Genomic DNA, 17,552 nt, shown 5'->3' with positions numbered 1-17,552 from the left:
CCGCGGGAATGTTGTTGGTGAGCGTGTCGGTGGAGCCGGTGAGGATGTTGGCCTGCACCGTGGGGGGAAAGAGGGCGTTGCCGATGCCCTCGCATAAATTGCTCAGGCCCTTGTCGGCTCCGGTCTTGCTCATGGCGATGCCGACGACGGCGCCGACCACGGCGCCCAGCAGGAAACAGCCCAGGCCGCCGGTGGCGACGGTGATCCCGGTGGCCGCCACCACGGCAGCGGTGGCCAGGGCGGTGATCGCGATATTCGCTGCCACCTCCAGCACGCCGCCGAGGATGTCGGCCATCATCGAGGTATGTTCCAGTGCATCGCCCAATCGGGCCGCCCACAGTGCATCAGACATGCAAGCGACTCATCAGGCGGGAACGTCGAACAGCAGGGAGTTCTTGATGGTTGCCCAATGAGCGGCCTCGGCGTCGCCCAGCTTCTGTGCTTTCACATAGCTCAGGGCGAGCATTTTGCGGGTGCCGGGCAGCACCAGCGCCAACTGGTACTGGAAGACCTTTTCGTTGCCCTTGTTGAACTGGCTGCGCAGCTCGATGCCTTCGACTTCCTGATTGGCCCCCAGGCGCACGCTGGCACCTGGTTGGCAGCGCAGGTCCTGCACCTGTTTTTCCAGGCGCTTGAGCTGGTCGTCGAGGTTGCTTTGCAGGGTTTCGCCCTCGGCCAGCAGGCTGCGGCTGACGATCAGGGAAGTGCCCAGCTCGGGAAACTTGAGAATATTGATCGAGGCGTCCAGCAATTCGCTGGGCGGCAACTGGAACTGGAACTCATTGATGCGGTAGCTCATGGCGCGAAAAACTCGAGATTAGCCCTTGGGGAATGCAGCACTGATGTTGGCATCGATGCTCGCCTTGACGCCCTGGCCATCCGGCGTGGCACCGGGGCCGCCGCCGTTGTTCAGGTGCAGCACGCCGCCGGTGTTGAATTCGGCGTCGCCACTGGCATAGAAACTGATCTGCACGCCGGTCAGGTTGATCTGGCCGCTGGCGTTGAGCTCCAGGATGCTTTCACCGCATACCAGGCGCAGGTTCTCGCCCACTTCAATGACGTAGCTCTGGCTGATGCTGTCGGTCTTGCGCAGGCCGACGGACAAGATGTCCTCCTGCTTGACGATGCGCAGCCGGTTGTTGCCGATGGTCACCGTCTCGTCGTGGCCGATGCTCTTGTTGCGGTCGTGGCCCACTGAATGGCTTTCGTCCACCTCGACCACGATGTCCTGGTTGCGCTCGGCATGGATGTACAGCTGCTCGGCGCCCTTCTTGTCCTCCATGCGGATTTCATTGAAGTTCGCTGGCGTGCCGCCCTTGCTCGAACGGCTTTTCATGCCGCTCTGGGTAGCGTTCGCGGGCAGTTCGTAGGGCACGGTCTGTTCGGCGTTGTAGACGCGACCGGTGATGATCGGCCGGTCGGGGTCGCCTTCGAGGAAGCTGACGATCACTTCCTGGCCGATGCGCGGGATCTGCATCGAGCCCCAGTTCTTCCCGGCCCAGGATTGCGAGACGCGAATCCAGCACGAACTGTTTTCGTTGGATTGATCGTGACGGTCCCAGTAGAAGTGCACCTTCACCCGGCCGAACTGATCGGTCCAGATCTCTTCGCCCTTGGGGCCGACCACCAGGGCCGTCTGCGGTCCCTTGACGATGGGCCGGTGGGTAATGGGCAGCGGCCGATAGCTTTGCTGGGCCGCGATACAGGTCAGGCTGCTTTCGAACTGTGCCGAAGGCGCGCCACCACCGGTCTCCCCGCTTTCCTGGGAAATGTAATAGCGGGCGCCGACGATCAGGTATTCGCGGTTCTGGTCCTGGCGGGTAAAGCCGGTGAGGCTGAACAGGTGACCCGAACCCAGGCCACGGGCGTTGCCGGCCAGCTCGACCTGCTCGTGCAGGGTCTGCAAGGCTTCGATGCGGGTACGGGCATAGTGTTCGCCGTCTTCGCTCTGCACGTAGGTGCCGGGGTAATCGTACAGCGGATAGTCACCGGCGGCATGGGGGCGAGGCATGGCCGAGCGCACGTCGATGCGGGCGCTGGGGCGCTGGAAATCGTAGTCGTTGAGCTCCAGGGAGCCGGGCTGGACTTCCTGGGCCAGGTGCCAGTCATGGATGTGGTCGCGCTCGCGCTGCTGCTCGTTCTTGGGGTAGTAGGGCACCGAGCCGTAGCCGGGTACTGTGGTGTGGGCGCCATAGGCGTCTGCCAGCACCAGCACATGCCGGCCCTGTTCATGGCGGAAGAAGTAATAGATCCCTTCCTGCTCCATCAGGCGGCTGACGAAATCGAAACTGGTCTCGCGATACTGCACGCAGTATTCCCACTCGCGATAAGGCCGGCTCAGGGCGTCCTCGAAGTCCGAGAAACCCAGGTCGCGGAACACCTGCTTGATGATCTGCGGGATGGTCAGGTTCTGGAAGATCCGGCAATCGGAGGTCCGGGTCAGCAACCACAGCCAGGGCCGCAGCGTGGCCTGGTAACTGGCGAACTGGCCCTGGTCGACGTTCTGGCTGAAGCGGGCCACGATGCCGTGGAAATGCCGCTCGCCACTGCCGTCCAGCTGCATGCTCACGCACATGGGCTTGCCGAGCACCTGGTTGAGGTCGATGGCGTTGTCCAGCGAGTGCAACTGCAACTCATAGTTGAACAGCCGCCCCAGTTCTTCACCGCCGCCCATGTCCTTGAGCAGCAGCACCTCCGGCCCGAGGGGACTGGTGATTTTGGCCAGGCGTGAGGCTTGGTTCAATAACATCGGTTATCTCATCGTTGTAATGGCTGCGCCGCCGATTCCCTGAAGGAGCCGGATTCACTGTGGGAGCGAGCCTGCTCGCGATGGCGGTGTGTCAGTCAACATCGAGGTCGAATGTTATGCCGCTATCGCGAGCAAGCTCGCTCCCGCAAGGCTCTCTTGCACAGGGCTATCGGTGTACCTGTCAGGTCAGGCCGCGTCGCTGAAATCGTATCGCAGTTCGTTATCCTCGGCGCGGATCCGCACCCCGGCCAAGGCCTTGCCTTCGAGCATGCGGGTCAGGAATTCGCGGCTCATGTCCGGCAGCAGGCTGTTGGTCAGGATGGCGTCGATCATGCGTCCGCCGCTTTCGGTTTCGGTGCAACGGGAGACGATCAGGTCGATCACCGCGTCGTCGTAGTCGAACGCCACCTTATGGGTGTTTTCCACGCGCTTCTTGATGCGGTCCAGTTGCAGGCGGGTAATGGCCTTGAGCATCTCGTCGCTGAGGGGATAGTACGGAATCGTCACCAGGCGCCCCAGCAACGCCGGCGGGAAGATTTCCAGCAGAGGCTGGCGCAGGGCCTTGGCGATTTCCTCAGGCTCCGGCACGTCCTGCGGGTTCTTGCAGACATCCGCGATCAGCTCGGTGCCGGCGTTGGTCGTGAGCAGGATCAGGGTGTTCTTGAAGTCGATCACCCGGCCTTCGCCGTCTTCCATCACACCCTTGTCGAACACCTGGAAGAAAATCTCATGCACGTCCGGGTGAGCCTTTTCCACCTCGTCCAGCAGCACCACGCTGTAGGGCTTGCGCCGCACGGCTTCGGTCAGTACACCGCCTTCACCGTAGCCGACGTAGCCCGGTGGCGCGCCCTTGAGGGTGGACACGGTGTGGGCTTCCTGGAATTCGCTCATGTTGATGGTGATGACGTTCTGCTCGCCACCGTACATGGCCTCGGCCAGGGCCAGGGCGGTCTCGGTCTTGCCCACCCCGGAGGTGCCGGCGAGCATGAATACCCCGATCGGCTTGCTCGGGTTGTCGAGGCCGGCGCGGGAGGTCTGGATGCGCTTGGCGATCATCTGCAGGGCATGGTCCTGGCCGATGATGCGTTTTTTCAGGTGCTGGTCGAGGTTGAGCACGGTTTCCAGTTCGTTGCGGGCCATGCGGCCCACCGGGATACCGGTCCAGTCGGCGACCACCGAGGCCACGGCCTGGTAATCCACGGTCGGCAGGATCAGCGGGGTCTCGCCTTGCAGGGCGGTCAGGCGCTGTTGCAGGTCCACCAGTTTCTCGCGCAAATCGTGGCTGGCTTCGCTGCCGTCCTCGCTGTCCACTACGCCGACGCGCTCGCGAAGGGTGGCGCGGGTGGCGAGCAGTTCGTCCACCAGGGTTTTCTCTTCGGCCCAGCGGCTTTCCAGTTCGGCCAGGCGTTCGCGCTCGGCGCTTAGCAGGCTTTCGGTCTGGGTCTGACGGGTGCCGATGACCACGCCGATGGCATGCTCGCGAGCGATGATCTGCAGCTCGGTTTCCAGCGCTTCGATGCGCCGGCGGCTATCGTCCACTTCCGCCGGCACGGCGTGCAGGCTGATGGCGACGCGGGCGCAGGCGGTGTCCAGCAGGCTCACGGATTTGTCCGGCAACTGGCGCGCGGGAATGTAGCGGTGGGACAGCTTGACCGAGGCTTCCAGGGCTTCGTCGAGGATCTGCACCTGGTGGTGTTTTTCCATGGTCGAGGCCACGCCACGCATCATCAGCAGGGCCTTGTCTTCCGACGGCTCGGCCACTTGCACCACCTGGAAGCGACGGGTCAGGGCCGGGTCTTTTTCGATGTGCTTCTTGTACTCGGCCCAAGTGGTAGCGGCCACGGTGCGCAGGGTGCCACGGGCCAGGGCCGGCTTGAGCAGGTTGGCCGCGTCACCGGTGCCGGCGGCGCCACCGGCCCCCACCAGAGTGTGGGCTTCGTCGATGAACAGGATGATCGGCTTGGGGGACGCCTGGACGTCTTCGATGACCTGGCGCAAGCGCTGTTCGAACTCGCCCTTCATGCTCGCGCCTGCTTGCAGCAGGCCGACGTCGAGGCTGCGCAGCTCCACGTCCTTGAGGGACGGCGGTACGTCACCGGCGACAATGCGCAAGGCGAAGCCTTCCACCACGGCGGTCTTGCCCACGCCGGCTTCACCGGTGAGGATCGGGTTGTTCTGCCGACGTCGCATGAGGATGTCCACCAGCTGGCGGATCTCCTCGTCGCGCCCGACGATAGGGTCGAGCTTGCCGCTGCGGGCCTGTTCGGTGAGGTCGACGGTAAAACGCTTGAGGGCTTCCTGCTTGCCCATGGCGCTGGGGGCCATGGCGCCGCTGGCTTCGCCGGGCACGCTGCCGGCGTTGAAACCGTCGCTGGCGGTCAGGGCGTTTTCCGGTGAGTCGCCGATGTATTCGTCAAAACGCTCGCTCAAGGTTTCGACCTTGACCTTGTCGAATTCCGACGACAGCCCCAGCAGCGCATGGCGCAGGCTCGGGGTCTTGAGGATGCCGATCACCAGGTAGCCGGTGCGCACCTGGCTTTCGCCGAACATCAGGCTGCCGTAGACCCAGCCGCGTTCCACGGCTTCTTCCACATGGGAGGACAGGTCGGTGATGGAGGTCGAGCCTCGGGGCAGCCGGTCGAGGGCGTCGGTCAGGTCGCGGGCCAGGCGCGCCGGTTCGATGTTGAACTGGCGGATGATGCGATGCAGGTCCGAGTCCTGCAGCTGCAGCAACTGATGAAACCAGTGGGCCAGTTCCACGTAGGGGTTACCGCGCAACTTGCAGAACACGGTGGCGGCTTCGATGGCTTTGTAGGCCACGCTGTTGAGTTTGCCGAACAACGCGGCGCGACTGATTTCACCCATGCTCATGGCTCCTTGAGGTCTGTGAGGTGTTGGCCTGTTCGGCGTAATGCCGGGCCAGTATTAGATCGTTGGCATCGGTCTGCGGCCGTCCCAGCCAGGTATTGAAGCCCAGGCGGAAACGGCCGTTGAGTTGAAGCGGCGGGACTTCGGGCTGTTCAAGGACCAGGTTCAAATCCCAGTCCAGCTCATGACCCAGGTATTCGGCGACCCAGGCCACCAATTCGTTGAACGGTTGTCCGCCGGGCAGCATGCCCATGTAGTCGACGAGCTTGAGCGGCCCCAGGCGGATGCGGAATTTGTGCTGGCGATCCCACACATGGCGACCCAGGCAGAAGTCCACGCCCAATTGATGGGCGCTGACGCCCACGCGGCTGCGCTCCGGCAATTCCAGCCATTGGCCGACGTATTCTTCGATCTCCACCGGCAGGCCGAAGTACTCGCCGAGGATGGCCTTCAAACCGTCCGGGTAACGGGTCTGCGCCGCCAGGTGACCGCTGTAGTGCAGCTTCGCCGTATCGGGAATCAGCCCTTGTTCGAGCAGGCTTGGCATGCCCCGGCCGCTGAGGGCGGCCAGGCGCGCCGACCAGTAGTCATCGTCCGGGCGGTCGTGGCTGACGGTCGGCCGCGCCTCGGCCCAGGCCCGGTAGAACAGGCTGAGCAGGCGATGGTGAAACACGTCCAGGAAACGTTTGCTGGTGCTGTCGGCGTTGTTGCGCTGGCGTTCGCGCACGTATTCGGTGATGTGCAGCGGCATCGGGCCGTTGGGGCCACCGAGACCGAAGAAGAACTGCTCCAGGCGTGCCGGTGCCCCGTCGACACCGGGTTGCACCGAGGCCAGGGTCGCGGGCGCGAAGGTGCACTCGGCCTGTTGCCCCAGGCGCAGCGGGTCGTCGGCCAGGCGCAGGGAATGGCCCAGGCGCGGCAGGTCGGGGGATTCGCATTCGATACGCCGCAAGGCCTGGAAGAAGTCGTATTCCCAGGGCTCCTGGTGCATCGCATCCAGGGTACTCACAGGGTCGGACGTCGTCCGGGCTTGGCTTTCCATCGCATGATCTCGCCGCGTTCGGTGGTACGGATCACCGTCTCGGTAAAACTGTTGATCGACACGTAGCGTGCCAGGAAGCGCTCGAACACGGCGCCGAGCAGGAATACCCCGGTGCCGCGAAACGCGTTTTCATCGAATTCCAGCGTGATTTCCAGGCCTCGACCGAAGACGATCGGGCCGGGCATCGGCAGGCGTCGGGTGCAAGCCTTGCTGCTGACTTCCCGCAGGCCTTCGATCTGCAATTGCAACGCCGCATCGTTGCTGTCGCCGTACAGGCGCAGCAGTTCGCGCAGGGCGGCGGCGCCCTGGCCTTGCTCGCTGAGGGACAGGTAGTTCAACGACAACTGGCTGATCAGGCGCCAGGCCTTGGCGTCGTGGGCGTGGCTGGCGCGCGGGCGGCTCGGGCCGGCCACGCTGCGCACCGCGCCTACCGGCGCGCTGTCGGCGAGGGTGAAATCGGTCTTGCCATTGCCTACGCTCATGAACAGCGGCAGGTCGCGGTTGGTGCACAACGCGGTCACGCCCAGTTGGCGCAGGTCGTGGCGATAGGGCGCCTGATGGCTGTCCACCAGGCTGACGAAGGTTTCGCTGCCGACGTAGGTCGAGCGTGGGCCGTTGCGCCGCTGGTCGCTGGACAGCACCCGCGGCTCGCGGCGCACGGTGTAGTAGGCCTGGTCGCGGCCATAGCGGGACGGGTCGCGCACGGCATAGAACGGCAGGAACGGCTGCTCCGGCCCGGTTCCATGGCCGGCGAGGGACGTCAGTGAATGCACTTCGAAATCCATCGGCCGGGTACGGTCGGCGATGACGTGGTGTTCATTGACCCGTTCCGACAGGTGGATGCGATCCAGGCGCTTGGGAAACAGGTTGATCGCCGGGGTGCAGAACGGCAGGAACTGTGCGGCGCCGACGCTGCCTTCCAGGCTCGGGTCGTGACGGTCGAACAGCACGATCAATTCCAGTTCCTGGCCGTCGCAGCGTTTGACCGCCTGGCCCAGCTGGGTGAAGTCGACGAACAGGAACCGCTGGGGCAGGGCGAAGTATTCCTGCAACAGGCGATAGCCCTGGAAGGCCCGGGCAACCACCGGCAGCGCGGCATCCCTGTCATCGAAGCCGCGGGACTGCAGGGCGTCCTGGGGCAGGCGCTCGACCCAGTTGCCGCCGGGCTGGCGGGCGAATACCGCGCAGGCATTGCCCAGCAATTGTTCGTAGAGGCGGAACGGTTGCTCATCGGCACCGCTGAGGTACAGCGGCAGGTTGTCCAGGGCCAGGCTGTTGAACGGCAGTTCGGCGCCGGTGCGCAGGGTCAGGCGCAGGCCGGCCTTGGCCTTCGGCTCGCTGGCGGCCAGGCGCCCGAGCACGGTGGAGGGGTTGCCGAAATAGTCGGCCTGGCTGACCTGCAGCGGCCACAACGTCACCGCGTGGGCGGTGCGGTACTCGCAGCAGGTCTGGGTTTCGCGTCCCAGGGCCGCCCGCAGGACACTGTCCCGGGGCAGCTCGAAGCCGCTGCTCAATGAGCCCTCGTCCGGATCGGCCTGCATCTGCACCACGGTCATCGACGGCGTGGGTGCCAGGTAATGCGGGTAGGCGATTTCCAGCAGGTTATGGGTGAACGTCGGGTATTCGGCATCGAGCTTGAGCTGCACCCGCGCGGTCAGGTAGGCGAAGCCTTCCAGCAATCGCTCGACGTAAGGGTCGGCGCAGTCCATGCCGGACAACGTCAGCCGACTGGCGATCTTCGGGTATTCCTTGGCGAACTCCGCAGCGCTTTCGCGCACGTGGTGCAGTTCCTGGTTGTACAGCTCCAGCAGGCGCGGGTTCATGAGCGTCTCCGCTGGTCGGCGTTGACCACGCGTACGTGGCCGGTCTCAAGGTCCAGGTCGGTCTGCAGCATCAGGCGCAGCGGCACGGGCTGCGCCCACAGGTCACCTTCGATCTCGAAACTCAAGGCGTTGTGGTTCATCTCCGCCGTCGCCCGGGCCCGCACACGCAGGGTGTGGCGCAGGATCCGCGGCTCGAAGGTGGCGATGGCCTGGTGAATCAAGGTTTCCAGGGCCGCGACATCGACATTCGATGCGCTGTTGCCGGCCAGGGCCGGCAGACCGAAATTCACCACCGATGTTCCGGCCGGCGTATGCAGCGTGGCATCGGCGTCGAGCAGGGAGGTGGTGTTGAGCAGCCACGCCAGGTCTCGCAGCACCGAGGCTTTCAGCTGGGTGAGCGACAGCACGCGCTTATCGGCGCTTTCCTTGGGATTGGTCGGGTCGTCGTCAGTCAACCGATCCAGCAGGGACGGTTGCAGGCGATCGCGGGTGGCGATTTCGGTTACCACGTAAAGGGCGCCACGTACATTTTCTGGTCCCAGTGACCCGGCCCGCAGGAGGCGAACTGGCTCACTTGCGAGACTTCCATCGTTCCCTTGATCTGGCGCACCGCCTGGAGTTTGGTCAGACAATCGCGGCTGGGGGCTGGCATATGCTCGCTGCGTTCAACGGAGAAGATCGGAACTTGATTGAACATCTCCACGCGCAACTGCTTATCGGAACCCAGGCTGAACTGGCAAGGCCATTCCATATCGAGTGTCAGGCGGCTCTGGTCAGGTTTGACAAGTGTGCAGCGACCTTGATCATTGACCAGACTTATCGGCTGTCCGACGAAAACCGCCTGGGTCGGCGCAGCAACAGCGGCTGTGTCCTGCCCGGCGCATGCACTCAGGCTGACGAAGCTTGCCGTCAGCGCCGAAAGGAACATTGGGCTGCGCATCAGGTAAGCTCCCAGAACCAGACGGCCTTGGACCTCGAGAACAAGTCTCCACTCTTGGTCAGGCCACGGTTCCACAGGTCAATGTGGTCGCCGGTAGGTCGACCGGCCGTATCGCTGCTTTGCTGGTAGCAATCCTTGAAGAAAATGATGCCGGTCTTGCCCATCAGCGTTGTACGGTCAGCCACGCTATTGGTGTAGATCTTGGGTGGGCCGAGCTGGCTTTTTTTCCATAACCAGTTCGCTAATGACTCCGCGCCACGGGCGTGCCCATGCGCGCATCGAGGGTCGAGGGTATAAGTCGAGGAGTTGACGGGTAACGTCCGTTCGCCACACAAGGCGATACTCATGCGAATGGCGCACTGATTGATCCAGGGGCCGTCGCAGGCCGGCGTCGCCGACGGGTAGGGCGGATAGCTGTTCCACAAATTGATAAACGAAGGCTTGGCCATGACTCAGATACCGCGCTGTAGAGGATTGGATTCGAGCAAGCACCAAACACCCCCGGCGCGTGGCACCGGGGGTGTGTTTGACTACACCTTGACGTTCTGACGGATGTTCCAGCCGAACTTGACCGGACCGCCTTCCTTGGTGCCGTCGGCTTTCTGCGGCTGATAGTCCACCAGCACCTTGGCGAAGTTCAGGGTGACGTTTTCGGTCAGGCGATCATCGCTGCCCGAGCCGCCGGTACTCAGGGAGGTGATCAGCACTTCTTCCAGGTTGATGATCATGTACTCGACCTGGCTTTCGCCGCCGGCCTTGCGCACGGTCAGCTTGACCTTGTCGATGTGCTTGCCGCTGGCGCAGTGCATCATCAGGTTCGGCGAAGCCTTGTCGACGAACTTGGTCAGCGACAGGTCCTGGACGTTGACCTTGCCCGCGCCGCCGCCGCTGCCCACGTGCATGTTGCCGGACTGGGACATGCCCCAGCTCCAGTTCAGGACGTCGATCTCGTCCTTGTGGGCCTTGTCCATGGACTCGCCCTTGATGTCGCCGATCTTGATGAAAATATCAACAGCCATGTTTTCTCCCTGTGTGGCTTCTAACCACATTGTTTGGTTGACGCTGACCTTGCGAAATTACGGGTGCTGAACGGGGGGAAGACGATCTCCAGCCTGCTGGAGATCCCCTGTGGGAGCGAGCAAGCTCGCTCCCACAGGGTTGCCGGCCACCCGTTTCAGTAAATCTTTACGCGCCCTTGGCCGACGGCAGTTTCGATACCAGGCGCAGCGACACGGTCAGCCCTTCGAGCTGGTAGTGCGGGCGCAGGTAGAACTTGGAGTTGTAGTACCCCGGGTTGCCCTCGACTTCTTCGACGATCACTTCGGCCGCCGCCAGTGGGTGCTGGGCCTTGGTGGTCTCGGTGGAGTGCGCCGGATCGCCATCGACGTAATTGAGGATCCAGTCCTGCAGCCAGCGCTGCATTTCGTCCTTCTCTTTGAAGGAGCCGATCTTGTCGCGCACGATGCACTTGAGGTAGTGAGCGAAACGGCAGGTGGCGAACAGGTACGGCAGGCGCGCGGCCAGGTTGGCGTTGGCAGTGGCGTCCGGGTCGTCGTATTCGGCCGGCTTCTGCAGCGACTGGGCGCCGATGAACGCGGCGAAGTCGGTGTTTTTCTTGTGCAGCAGCGGCATGAAACCGTTCTTCGCCAGCTCCGCTTCACGGCGGTCCGAAATGGCGATTTCGGTCGGGCACTTCATGTCCACGCCACCGTCGTCGGTGGGGAAGGTGTGGGCCGGCAGGTTTTCCACTTCACCGCCAGACTCCACGCCACGGATGCGCGAGCACCAGCCGAAGTGCTTGAACGAACGGTTGATGTTCACCGCCATCGCGTAGGCAGCGTTGGCCCAGGTGTACTTGGAGCTGTCGGCACCGTCGGTGTTTTCTTCAAAGGCGAAGGCCTCCACCGGATCGGTCTTGGCGCCGTACGGCAGGCGCGCCAGGAAGCGCGGCATGGTCAGGCCGATGTAGCGCGAGTCTTCCGATTCACGCAGCGAGCGCCAGCCGGCATATTCCGGAGTGGTGAAGATCTTGGTCAGGTCACGCGGGTTCGACAGTTCCTGCCACGAGCCCATGCCCATCACCGTTGGCGATGCGGCGGAAATGAACGGTGCGTGCATGGCCGCGCAGACTTTGGACAGCTCGCCCAGCAACTCGACATCCGGTGGCGACTGGTCGAAGTAGTAGTCGCCCACCAGGCAGCCGTAAGGCTCGCCGCCGAACTGGCCGTATTCTTCTTCGTACATCTTCTTGAAGATCGGGCTCTGGTCCCACGCCGTGCCCTTGAATTTCTTCAGGGTCTTGTGCAGGTCGGTCTTGGAAATGTTGAGCACGCGGATCTTGAGCTGCTCATCGGTCTCGGTGTTGTTGACCAGGTAGTGCAGGCCACGCCAGGCGCTTTCCAGCTGCTGGAAGTCCGGGTGGTGGATGATCTGGTTGACCTGGGCGGTGAGCTTGGCGTCGATGGCGGCGATGATCGATTCAATCGACTTGATGGCGTCGTTGGACACCAGGTCAGTCTGCGCCAGGGCCTGCTCGGCCAGGGTGCGCACGGCGGTCTCGACCGCTTCGCGGGCGCGCTCGGTCTTGGGTTTGAATTCCTGCAGCAGCAGAGACGCGAACTCGCTGGTTTCTTGGGTCGCACCCAGGTTCTGGGCGCCTTCGCGGGCTGTATTGTCGGTCATGATCATTGATCCTGTGCTGGCTTCGGCGCGCTCGCCAGGGCCTGCAACAGCGCTGGGTCCTTGATCGCCTTCATGATGATTTCTTCGGCACCGGTCTTGCCGTCCATGTAGGTCAACAGGTTGGCCAGTTGGGTGCGCGCTTCGAGCAACTTGTTCAGCGAGTCGACCTTGCGGGCCACGGCTGCGGGGCTGAAGTCGTCCATGCTTTCGAACGTCAGGTCCAGGCTCAGGTTGCCTTCGCCGGTCAGTTCGTTGGGCACATGGAACGCCACGCGAGGCTGCATGGCCTTGAGGCGCGAGTCGAAATTGTCGACGTCGATCTCGAGGAACTTGCGATCGGCCACGGGAGCCAGAGGCTCGGCAGGCTTGCCGGCGAGGTCGGCCATAACCCCCATGACGAAGGGCAACTGGACCTTCTTCTCGGCGCCGTAGAGCTCGACGTCGTACTCGATCTGCACTCGAGGCGCGCGGTTGCGCGCGATGAATTTCTGAGAACTTTGCTTCGCCACGTTGCTGCTCCTGGTCGCTTGAGCGACGGTGTTGGCGTCATCCGGTGGGGCCGGTGACGTGACTGCGTGATCCGCTCGCTTTTATTCGCTGTCTGGGCCGCGCAGGTTTTCAAATTGACTCATGCCGTCGGGAATCAGGTTACGCACGATGGTCGCGAAGTCGGCGTTGACCAGAAGCTTGGCCCGGTTCAACAGCACCGGCAGGGGGCTGGAGGGCTCATGACGGGTGTAGTAAGCGAGAATCCGGTCGAGGCTGCGCTGCACATCGTCGCGGTTGTTGATTTCAGCGCTGCCAGCGTTCGTACCGGTGCTGCGCGGCGCGCTCGGCGCATAGGCATGTTCGGTGGATGCATCGCTGTCGTCGCCGCTGGCCTCGGGTTGCTCGCTGTCGCCGTTCTGCGCGGCGGGCTGGCCGAGAATCTGCAGGGCCATCTTCAGAGGTTGCTTGAGTGGACCGAGGTCTACGCCCTGGGCGGAACCGACCTGATCGCTGACCTGCTGCTCGATGGCTTCGGCGGCGCTGCGGGCCTCCAGCAGAGCGGCGCGGATGGTTTCCAGCTGCTCGGGGTCGCTGTCGCGCAAGGCACCGGCAAGTTGCTCGGCGCCGAGGGTTTCGTCGGGAAAGCTTTGCAAGCCGCTGGCGTTGGCGGCAGCGCGCAGGCTGACGGACCCGAAGGTGCGCGAACGGGTCAGGATGCTTTCGCGCAACAGGCGGATAGTGGCATCGGACGTCAGGCCGGCGAGGGCGTTGATGCGCACCGTGGGGTCATTGTCGTCGTCGGCGTCCAGGCGCGGGTGCAGGTCGGCCCAGTATTGCTTGAGCAACTCGCTGATCAGCGTCAGGGCGCGAGCGAGCCCGGGAATGCCTTCGAGGGCCAGGGAGCTCTGCAACAGGTAATGGGTGATGCGCAGGTCTTTGCTGCGTTGCAGCAGGTCCAGGCTCTGCTGCCGGACGCTGCGCCACTCGGGAGGTTCTGCGGGGAGGATCGAATCGCCCATGCTGCGCTCGGGCTGACCGCGGGAGTCACGTTCCAGGCGCAAGAAATCCGGGTCATATTCCAGGTCGTCGCCGCACGGCGAGGTCGCGGAAACGGCGGCGAGCAACAAAGGCACATCCACTTGGATCGATCTCCCTATCGCCCGATGAATGAAGTCGGGCAGTGCATACGCAAGTTCCAGACGGAACCTCGCATGAAACTTTGCATATCCCTTGAGGGTAATGGCCGTTTAGATGCTTAATGATCTTAAAGTGCCATCACGCTTAATCAAGAAGTTGTGCATTTTTGGTGTAGTACTTATCGCTTGTCAAGGTAAGCTATTTCCAGTCTGTTACAGTTGTGAGGCGCTTAACAACCCGCGCGACTGGCAGGTCGAGGAGGGTACGCAGACAGGTTTTTTGTCATGCAGGCCGGTTAATATCAGCCATCATGCTGGCAAAAAGCCGTTTCACGGCAGTTTGCAGGGGTTTTTCAAGCGAGTCGCCGAGGTGCGTATGCCTCGATACGCTCGCATGCGAAGACGAGTAAAGAAGTGTTCAGCAAGGAGGCGAGATGCCGCTGTGTTTGACTATCACTAGTTATCACAAGATTACTCCCGGTCAATGTTCTGAAAAGTCCATGGATCAAGGAGTGATGGCAATTGGCCGTAATTCCGATAATGATTGGGTATTACCGGACCCCGAGCGCCTGGTTTCCGGTAAACATTGCGTTATTCAATACAAGGATGGCCGGTATTATCTGACCGATAACAGCACTAACGGTGTGGAATTGGTCAAGGCCGGCGTTCGCCTGCGCAAGGGCAACAGCGAGCCCCTGCAGGACGGCGAAGTGATCCGCATCGGCGACTACGAGATCCAGGCGCGTGTCGATTTCAACCTGCCGGTCACCGACAGCAACCCATTCGCCGAATCGCCCAGCAGCTTCGAAGCGCTGATGGGGCAGCAGAGCGCCCCCCTGCATACGCCTTCGCCAATTCCCGTGGTGTCGCCTGCGCAGTTCCAGGGTGTGTCCTCCATGGACACGATGCCGGATCTGTTCGACTTCCTGACACCCTCGAGCATCCCGCCGGCCACCCAGCCCGATCACGTACCGGCCCAGCAGCACGATTTCCGTCCGCCCACGCCGATGCCGCGCCCCAGCCCGCCGCCGCTGGTCGAGCCTGTGGCGATGACGGGCGCCCCGGTGATTCCGGAGGACTGGGACCCGTTCAGCGACAAGCCCGCGCCGGTGGCGGTCAACCCCCAGCCTGTTCCGCCGCCTGTGGTGGAGCCGGTATCGATACCGGTGTCTCCGAACCCGGTCCCTGCGCCGCAGATCAGCGTGTTCGAAACCCGTGTGCCGGACGAGCCTGTTCCACCTCCGGTCGCCCGTGTCGAGCCGCCGGTTGCACCGCCGGTCGCACCCGAGCAGCCCGTCGAAGGCGCCCGGCCCGATCTGCTGCAGGCCTTTTTGCGCGGAGCCGGGCTGGAGCAGTTGCGCCTGGACAAGGCCCAGGCCGAGGCGCAGATGGAAAGCATCGGTCGCAGCTACCGGCTGATGGTCGAAGGCCTGATCGATGTCTTGCGCGCCCGCAGCAGCCTCAAGGGTGAGTTCCGCATCCAGCAGACGATGATCCAGCCGGTGGAGAACAACCCGCTGAAGTTCGCACCCAACGTCGACGAGGCCATGCTGTTGCTGCTGCGCCATGGCAACCAGGCGTTCATGGCCCCGGACGCGGCGGTGCGTGACAGTTTCGATGACCTGCGCGCCCACCAATTGGCGGTGATGGCCGGTGTGGAAGCGGCCATCAAGCATCTGCTGGGGCGCTTCGAGCCGTCGCAACTGGAAGAACGCATGGCCAAGCCCGGTGGGCTTTCGGGTATTTTCAGCGGCTCGCGGCAGGCCCAGTACTGGCAGCAATTCACCGAGCTCTACAGCAACATTTCCCGGGAAGCCCAGGAGGATTTCCAGGACCTGTTCGGTCGGGAATTCAGCCGTGCCTACGAAGAACACAGCACACGACAGCGACGCCGTTGAGCGTCGCCGCCCCCTAACCTTTCATAGTCAAACAACGGATAGCTCAAACGTCATTGAGGACGCAGGATGATTCCCAGGTTTTTACTCGCAGTCGCCGCCGCGCTTCTGCTGACGGCGTGCGCCAAGGATGCGGCCAACAACCAGCCCGAAGAGGCTGAGGCCGATACCGCCGCCATCGAGCTGCACTTCCACGCCATAAACGGTCTCAACCCCGGTGCCACCGGCCAGCCGGCCCCGGTCCGGGTGCGGATTTTCGAACTGAAGAACGCCGCCACCTTCGGTCGCTCCGATTATTTCGCCCTGGCCGAACGGGCCCAGGCGACGCTGGGCGCTGACCTGATCGATCAGGACGAAGTGCTGGTCCAGCCCGGCCAGCAGCTGAGCCTGCAACGCGATCTGGACCCATCGACCCGCCATATCGGCATCCTGGTGGGTTATCGCGAGCTGGACCGCTCGTTGTGGCGCACGGTGTTGAATGTCCCGGCGCGCCAATACACCGAATACCAGATCAGCCTCGATGTACGCGCCGTGCGCAGCGACGTCGTCGTTACCCCATCCAGCCCTGCCCAATAAGCAATCGGAGCCCCCATGTCCTGGAACAATCGCGTGGTCTGGTCGGAAGGCATGTTCATTGGAACGCAGCACTTCCAGCAGCATGACCGTTACCTGGAAAACCTTATCGACGCTCGCAGCCGCCCGCTGTCGGCCGGCGCCTGGGGGTTTTCCGAATTGCTGATCGACCAGGGCCTGCTGGCCCAGGGCAAGCTGGCGATCATCCGCGCGCGGGGGCTGTTGCCGGACGGCACACCGTTCAACATCCCCCAGGACGATGTGGCGCCGACGCCCCTGAATGTCGATGACAACCTGCGCGATGGCCTGGTGTACCTGGCCTTGCCGCTCAAGCGTGCCGGTACCCGGGACACCGTCGATGAGGGCGAAGCCCTGGGCGCGGCGCGCTATGTGAGCCAGGTCTGCGAAGTGCGGGACGACAACGCGCCGTTCGAAAACCGCGCACCGGTGGCGGTGGGTTCGCGGGCGTTGCGCCTGTTGACGGAGCAGGACGGCATCGGTGACTACGCTGCCGTCGGCGTGGTGCGCATCAAGGAAAAGCGCGCCGACCGCGCCCTGGTGCTCGACGAGACCTACATCCCGCCGGTGCTCGATGTGCTCGTCTCCAAACCGTTGGCCGCGTTTCGCAGTGAGCTGCTGGGCCTGCTTCACCAGCGTGGCGAAGCCCTGGCCGGGCGCGTGGTGGCGTCCGGCGCCGGTGGTGCCTCGGAGATTGCCGATTTCATGCTGCTGCAACTGGTCAACCGGGCTCAGCCGCTGATCCAGCACCTGAGCCAGTTGAGCCCGCTGCACCCCGAGCGGTTCTACAGCGAGCTGGTGGCCCTGGCCGGTGAGTTCTCCACCTTCACCGCCTCCGGCCGACGACCGCAGGAGTACCCGCAGTACCAGCACGACGACCTGGCACTGAGCTATGCGCCGGTGATGCAGGCCCTGCGCGAAGCCCTGTCCATGTTGATCGACAGCAAGGCGATTCCCATTCCGATCGTGGAAAAGGCCTACGGCATCCACGTGGCGATGCTGGCCGACAAGACCCTGCTCGACAGTGCCAGCTTCATCCTGGTGGTGCGCGCCGACGTTCCCGCCGAGACCCTGCGCAGCCGCTTCGGCCAGCAGAGCAAGATCGGTTCGGTGGAGCACATCCGCGACCTGGTCAACCTGCAACTGCCGGGCATCGGCCTGTTGCCGTTGCCGGTGGCGCCACGCCAGCTGCCGTACCACGCCGGGTCCACCTACTACGAGCTCGACCGGGGCAGCGACCATTGGAAGCAGTTGGGCAACTCCGGCGGTTTTGCGTTCCACATCGCCGGCCAGTTCCCGGGGCTGAACCTGGCTTTCTGGGCGATCCGAGGATAATT

The 17,552-nt window shown here is 63.3% G+C and carries 16 protein-coding genes; 3 read left to right on the top strand and 13 right to left on the bottom strand.

Features of this window, described 5'->3' with window-relative positions; translation table 11 throughout:
- The 13 genes from BLP99_RS06120 to tssA all read right to left on the bottom strand — a co-directional run.
- On the bottom strand, positions 1-352 hold a 352-nt coding region (locus BLP99_RS06120), incomplete at its 3' end, for a hypothetical protein (RefSeq protein WP_143007932.1).
- A 12-nt stretch (positions 353-364) separates the two neighbouring features.
- Positions 365-799: a DcrB-related protein gene (locus BLP99_RS06115; protein WP_072430979.1), complete on the bottom strand. Its 435-nt coding sequence runs from the start codon at positions 797-799 to the stop codon at positions 365-367.
- An 18-nt stretch (positions 800-817) separates the two neighbouring features.
- Positions 818-2,749: a type VI secretion system Vgr family protein gene (locus BLP99_RS06110; RefSeq protein ID WP_092179936.1), complete on the bottom strand. Its 1,932-nt coding sequence runs from the start codon at positions 2,747-2,749 to the stop codon at positions 818-820.
- A 186-nt stretch (positions 2,750-2,935) separates the two neighbouring features.
- Entirely contained in the window at positions 2,936-5,614 is a 2,679-nt protein-coding gene (gene tssH, locus BLP99_RS06105; protein ID WP_072390847.1) for a type VI secretion system ATPase TssH, read from the bottom strand.
- Positions 5,607-6,659, bottom strand: a complete 1,053-nt coding sequence (tssG, locus tag BLP99_RS06100) for a type VI secretion system baseplate subunit TssG (protein WP_072430978.1) — start codon at positions 6,657-6,659, stop codon at positions 5,607-5,609. The genes tssH and tssG overlap by 8 nt, the downstream gene beginning before the upstream one ends.
- The gene (gene tssF / locus BLP99_RS06095) at positions 6,623-8,482 is read right to left on the bottom strand and encodes a type VI secretion system baseplate subunit TssF (RefSeq protein ID WP_092179934.1); all 1,860 of its coding nucleotides are present in this window, start codon (positions 8,480-8,482) and stop codon (positions 6,623-6,625) included. The genes tssG and tssF overlap by 37 nt, the downstream gene beginning before the upstream one ends.
- Positions 8,479-8,991, bottom strand: a complete 513-nt coding sequence (tssE, locus tag BLP99_RS06090; protein WP_072390839.1) for a type VI secretion system baseplate subunit TssE — start codon at positions 8,989-8,991, stop codon at positions 8,479-8,481. Before tssE ends, tssF begins: the two co-directional genes overlap by 4 nt.
- Complete coding sequence (locus BLP99_RS06085) at positions 8,985-9,422, bottom strand: hypothetical protein (RefSeq protein ID WP_072390836.1); 438 nt, start codon at positions 9,420-9,422, stop codon at positions 8,985-8,987. The genes tssE and BLP99_RS06085 overlap by 7 nt, the downstream gene beginning before the upstream one ends.
- A complete protein-coding gene (locus tag BLP99_RS06080) occupies positions 9,422-9,871 on the bottom strand; it encodes a type VI secretion system amidase effector protein Tae4 (RefSeq protein ID WP_072390833.1) in 450 nt (149 codons plus the stop codon). Before BLP99_RS06080 ends, BLP99_RS06085 begins: the two co-directional genes overlap by 1 nt.
- Before the next feature lie 81 nt (positions 9,872-9,952).
- The gene (locus tag BLP99_RS06075; protein ID WP_072390829.1) at positions 9,953-10,441 is read right to left on the bottom strand and encodes an Hcp family type VI secretion system effector; all 489 of its coding nucleotides are present in this window, start codon (positions 10,439-10,441) and stop codon (positions 9,953-9,955) included.
- Positions 10,442-10,607: 166 nt separating this feature from the next.
- Positions 10,608-12,104, bottom strand: coding sequence for a type VI secretion system contractile sheath large subunit (tssC, locus tag BLP99_RS06070; protein ID WP_072390825.1), 1,497 nt, complete (start codon positions 12,102-12,104; stop codon positions 10,608-10,610).
- A gap of 2 nt (positions 12,105-12,106) precedes the next feature.
- Positions 12,107-12,613, bottom strand: coding sequence for a type VI secretion system contractile sheath small subunit (gene tssB, locus BLP99_RS06065; RefSeq protein ID WP_003177230.1), 507 nt, complete (start codon positions 12,611-12,613; stop codon positions 12,107-12,109).
- An 81-nt stretch (positions 12,614-12,694) separates the two neighbouring features.
- Positions 12,695-13,732: a type VI secretion system protein TssA gene (tssA, locus tag BLP99_RS06060; protein WP_072390822.1), complete on the bottom strand. Its 1,038-nt coding sequence runs from the start codon at positions 13,730-13,732 to the stop codon at positions 12,695-12,697.
- 431 nt (positions 13,733-14,163) lie between these two features.
- Here tssA and tagH point away from each other — a divergent pair, with 431 nt between their 5' ends.
- From tagH to tssK, 3 genes are all read left to right on the top strand, one after another.
- Positions 14,164-15,627 carry a type VI secretion system-associated FHA domain protein TagH gene (tagH, locus tag BLP99_RS06055; RefSeq protein WP_072459698.1) on the top strand — a complete coding sequence of 488 codons (1,464 nt, stop codon included), beginning with the start codon at positions 14,164-14,166 and terminating at the stop codon, positions 15,625-15,627.
- Between the two features lie 66 nt (positions 15,628-15,693).
- The gene (gene tssJ / locus BLP99_RS06050) at positions 15,694-16,200 is read left to right on the top strand and encodes a type VI secretion system lipoprotein TssJ (RefSeq protein WP_076405938.1); all 507 of its coding nucleotides are present in this window, start codon (positions 15,694-15,696) and stop codon (positions 16,198-16,200) included.
- A gap of 15 nt (positions 16,201-16,215) precedes the next feature.
- Positions 16,216-17,550 carry a type VI secretion system baseplate subunit TssK gene (gene tssK / locus BLP99_RS06045; protein WP_072430974.1) on the top strand — a complete coding sequence of 445 codons (1,335 nt, stop codon included), beginning with the start codon at positions 16,216-16,218 and terminating at the stop codon, positions 17,548-17,550.
- Positions 17,551-17,552: the final 2 nt, after the last annotated feature.

Origin of the sequence: Pseudomonas sp. NFACC32-1, from assembly GCF_900101215.1 — a bacterium.
Taxonomy (GTDB): Bacteria; Pseudomonadota; Gammaproteobacteria; order Pseudomonadales; family Pseudomonadaceae; genus Aquipseudomonas.
Note: the sequence above shows the minus strand (reverse complement) of the source record. Positions and strands in the feature narration are given on the sequence as shown.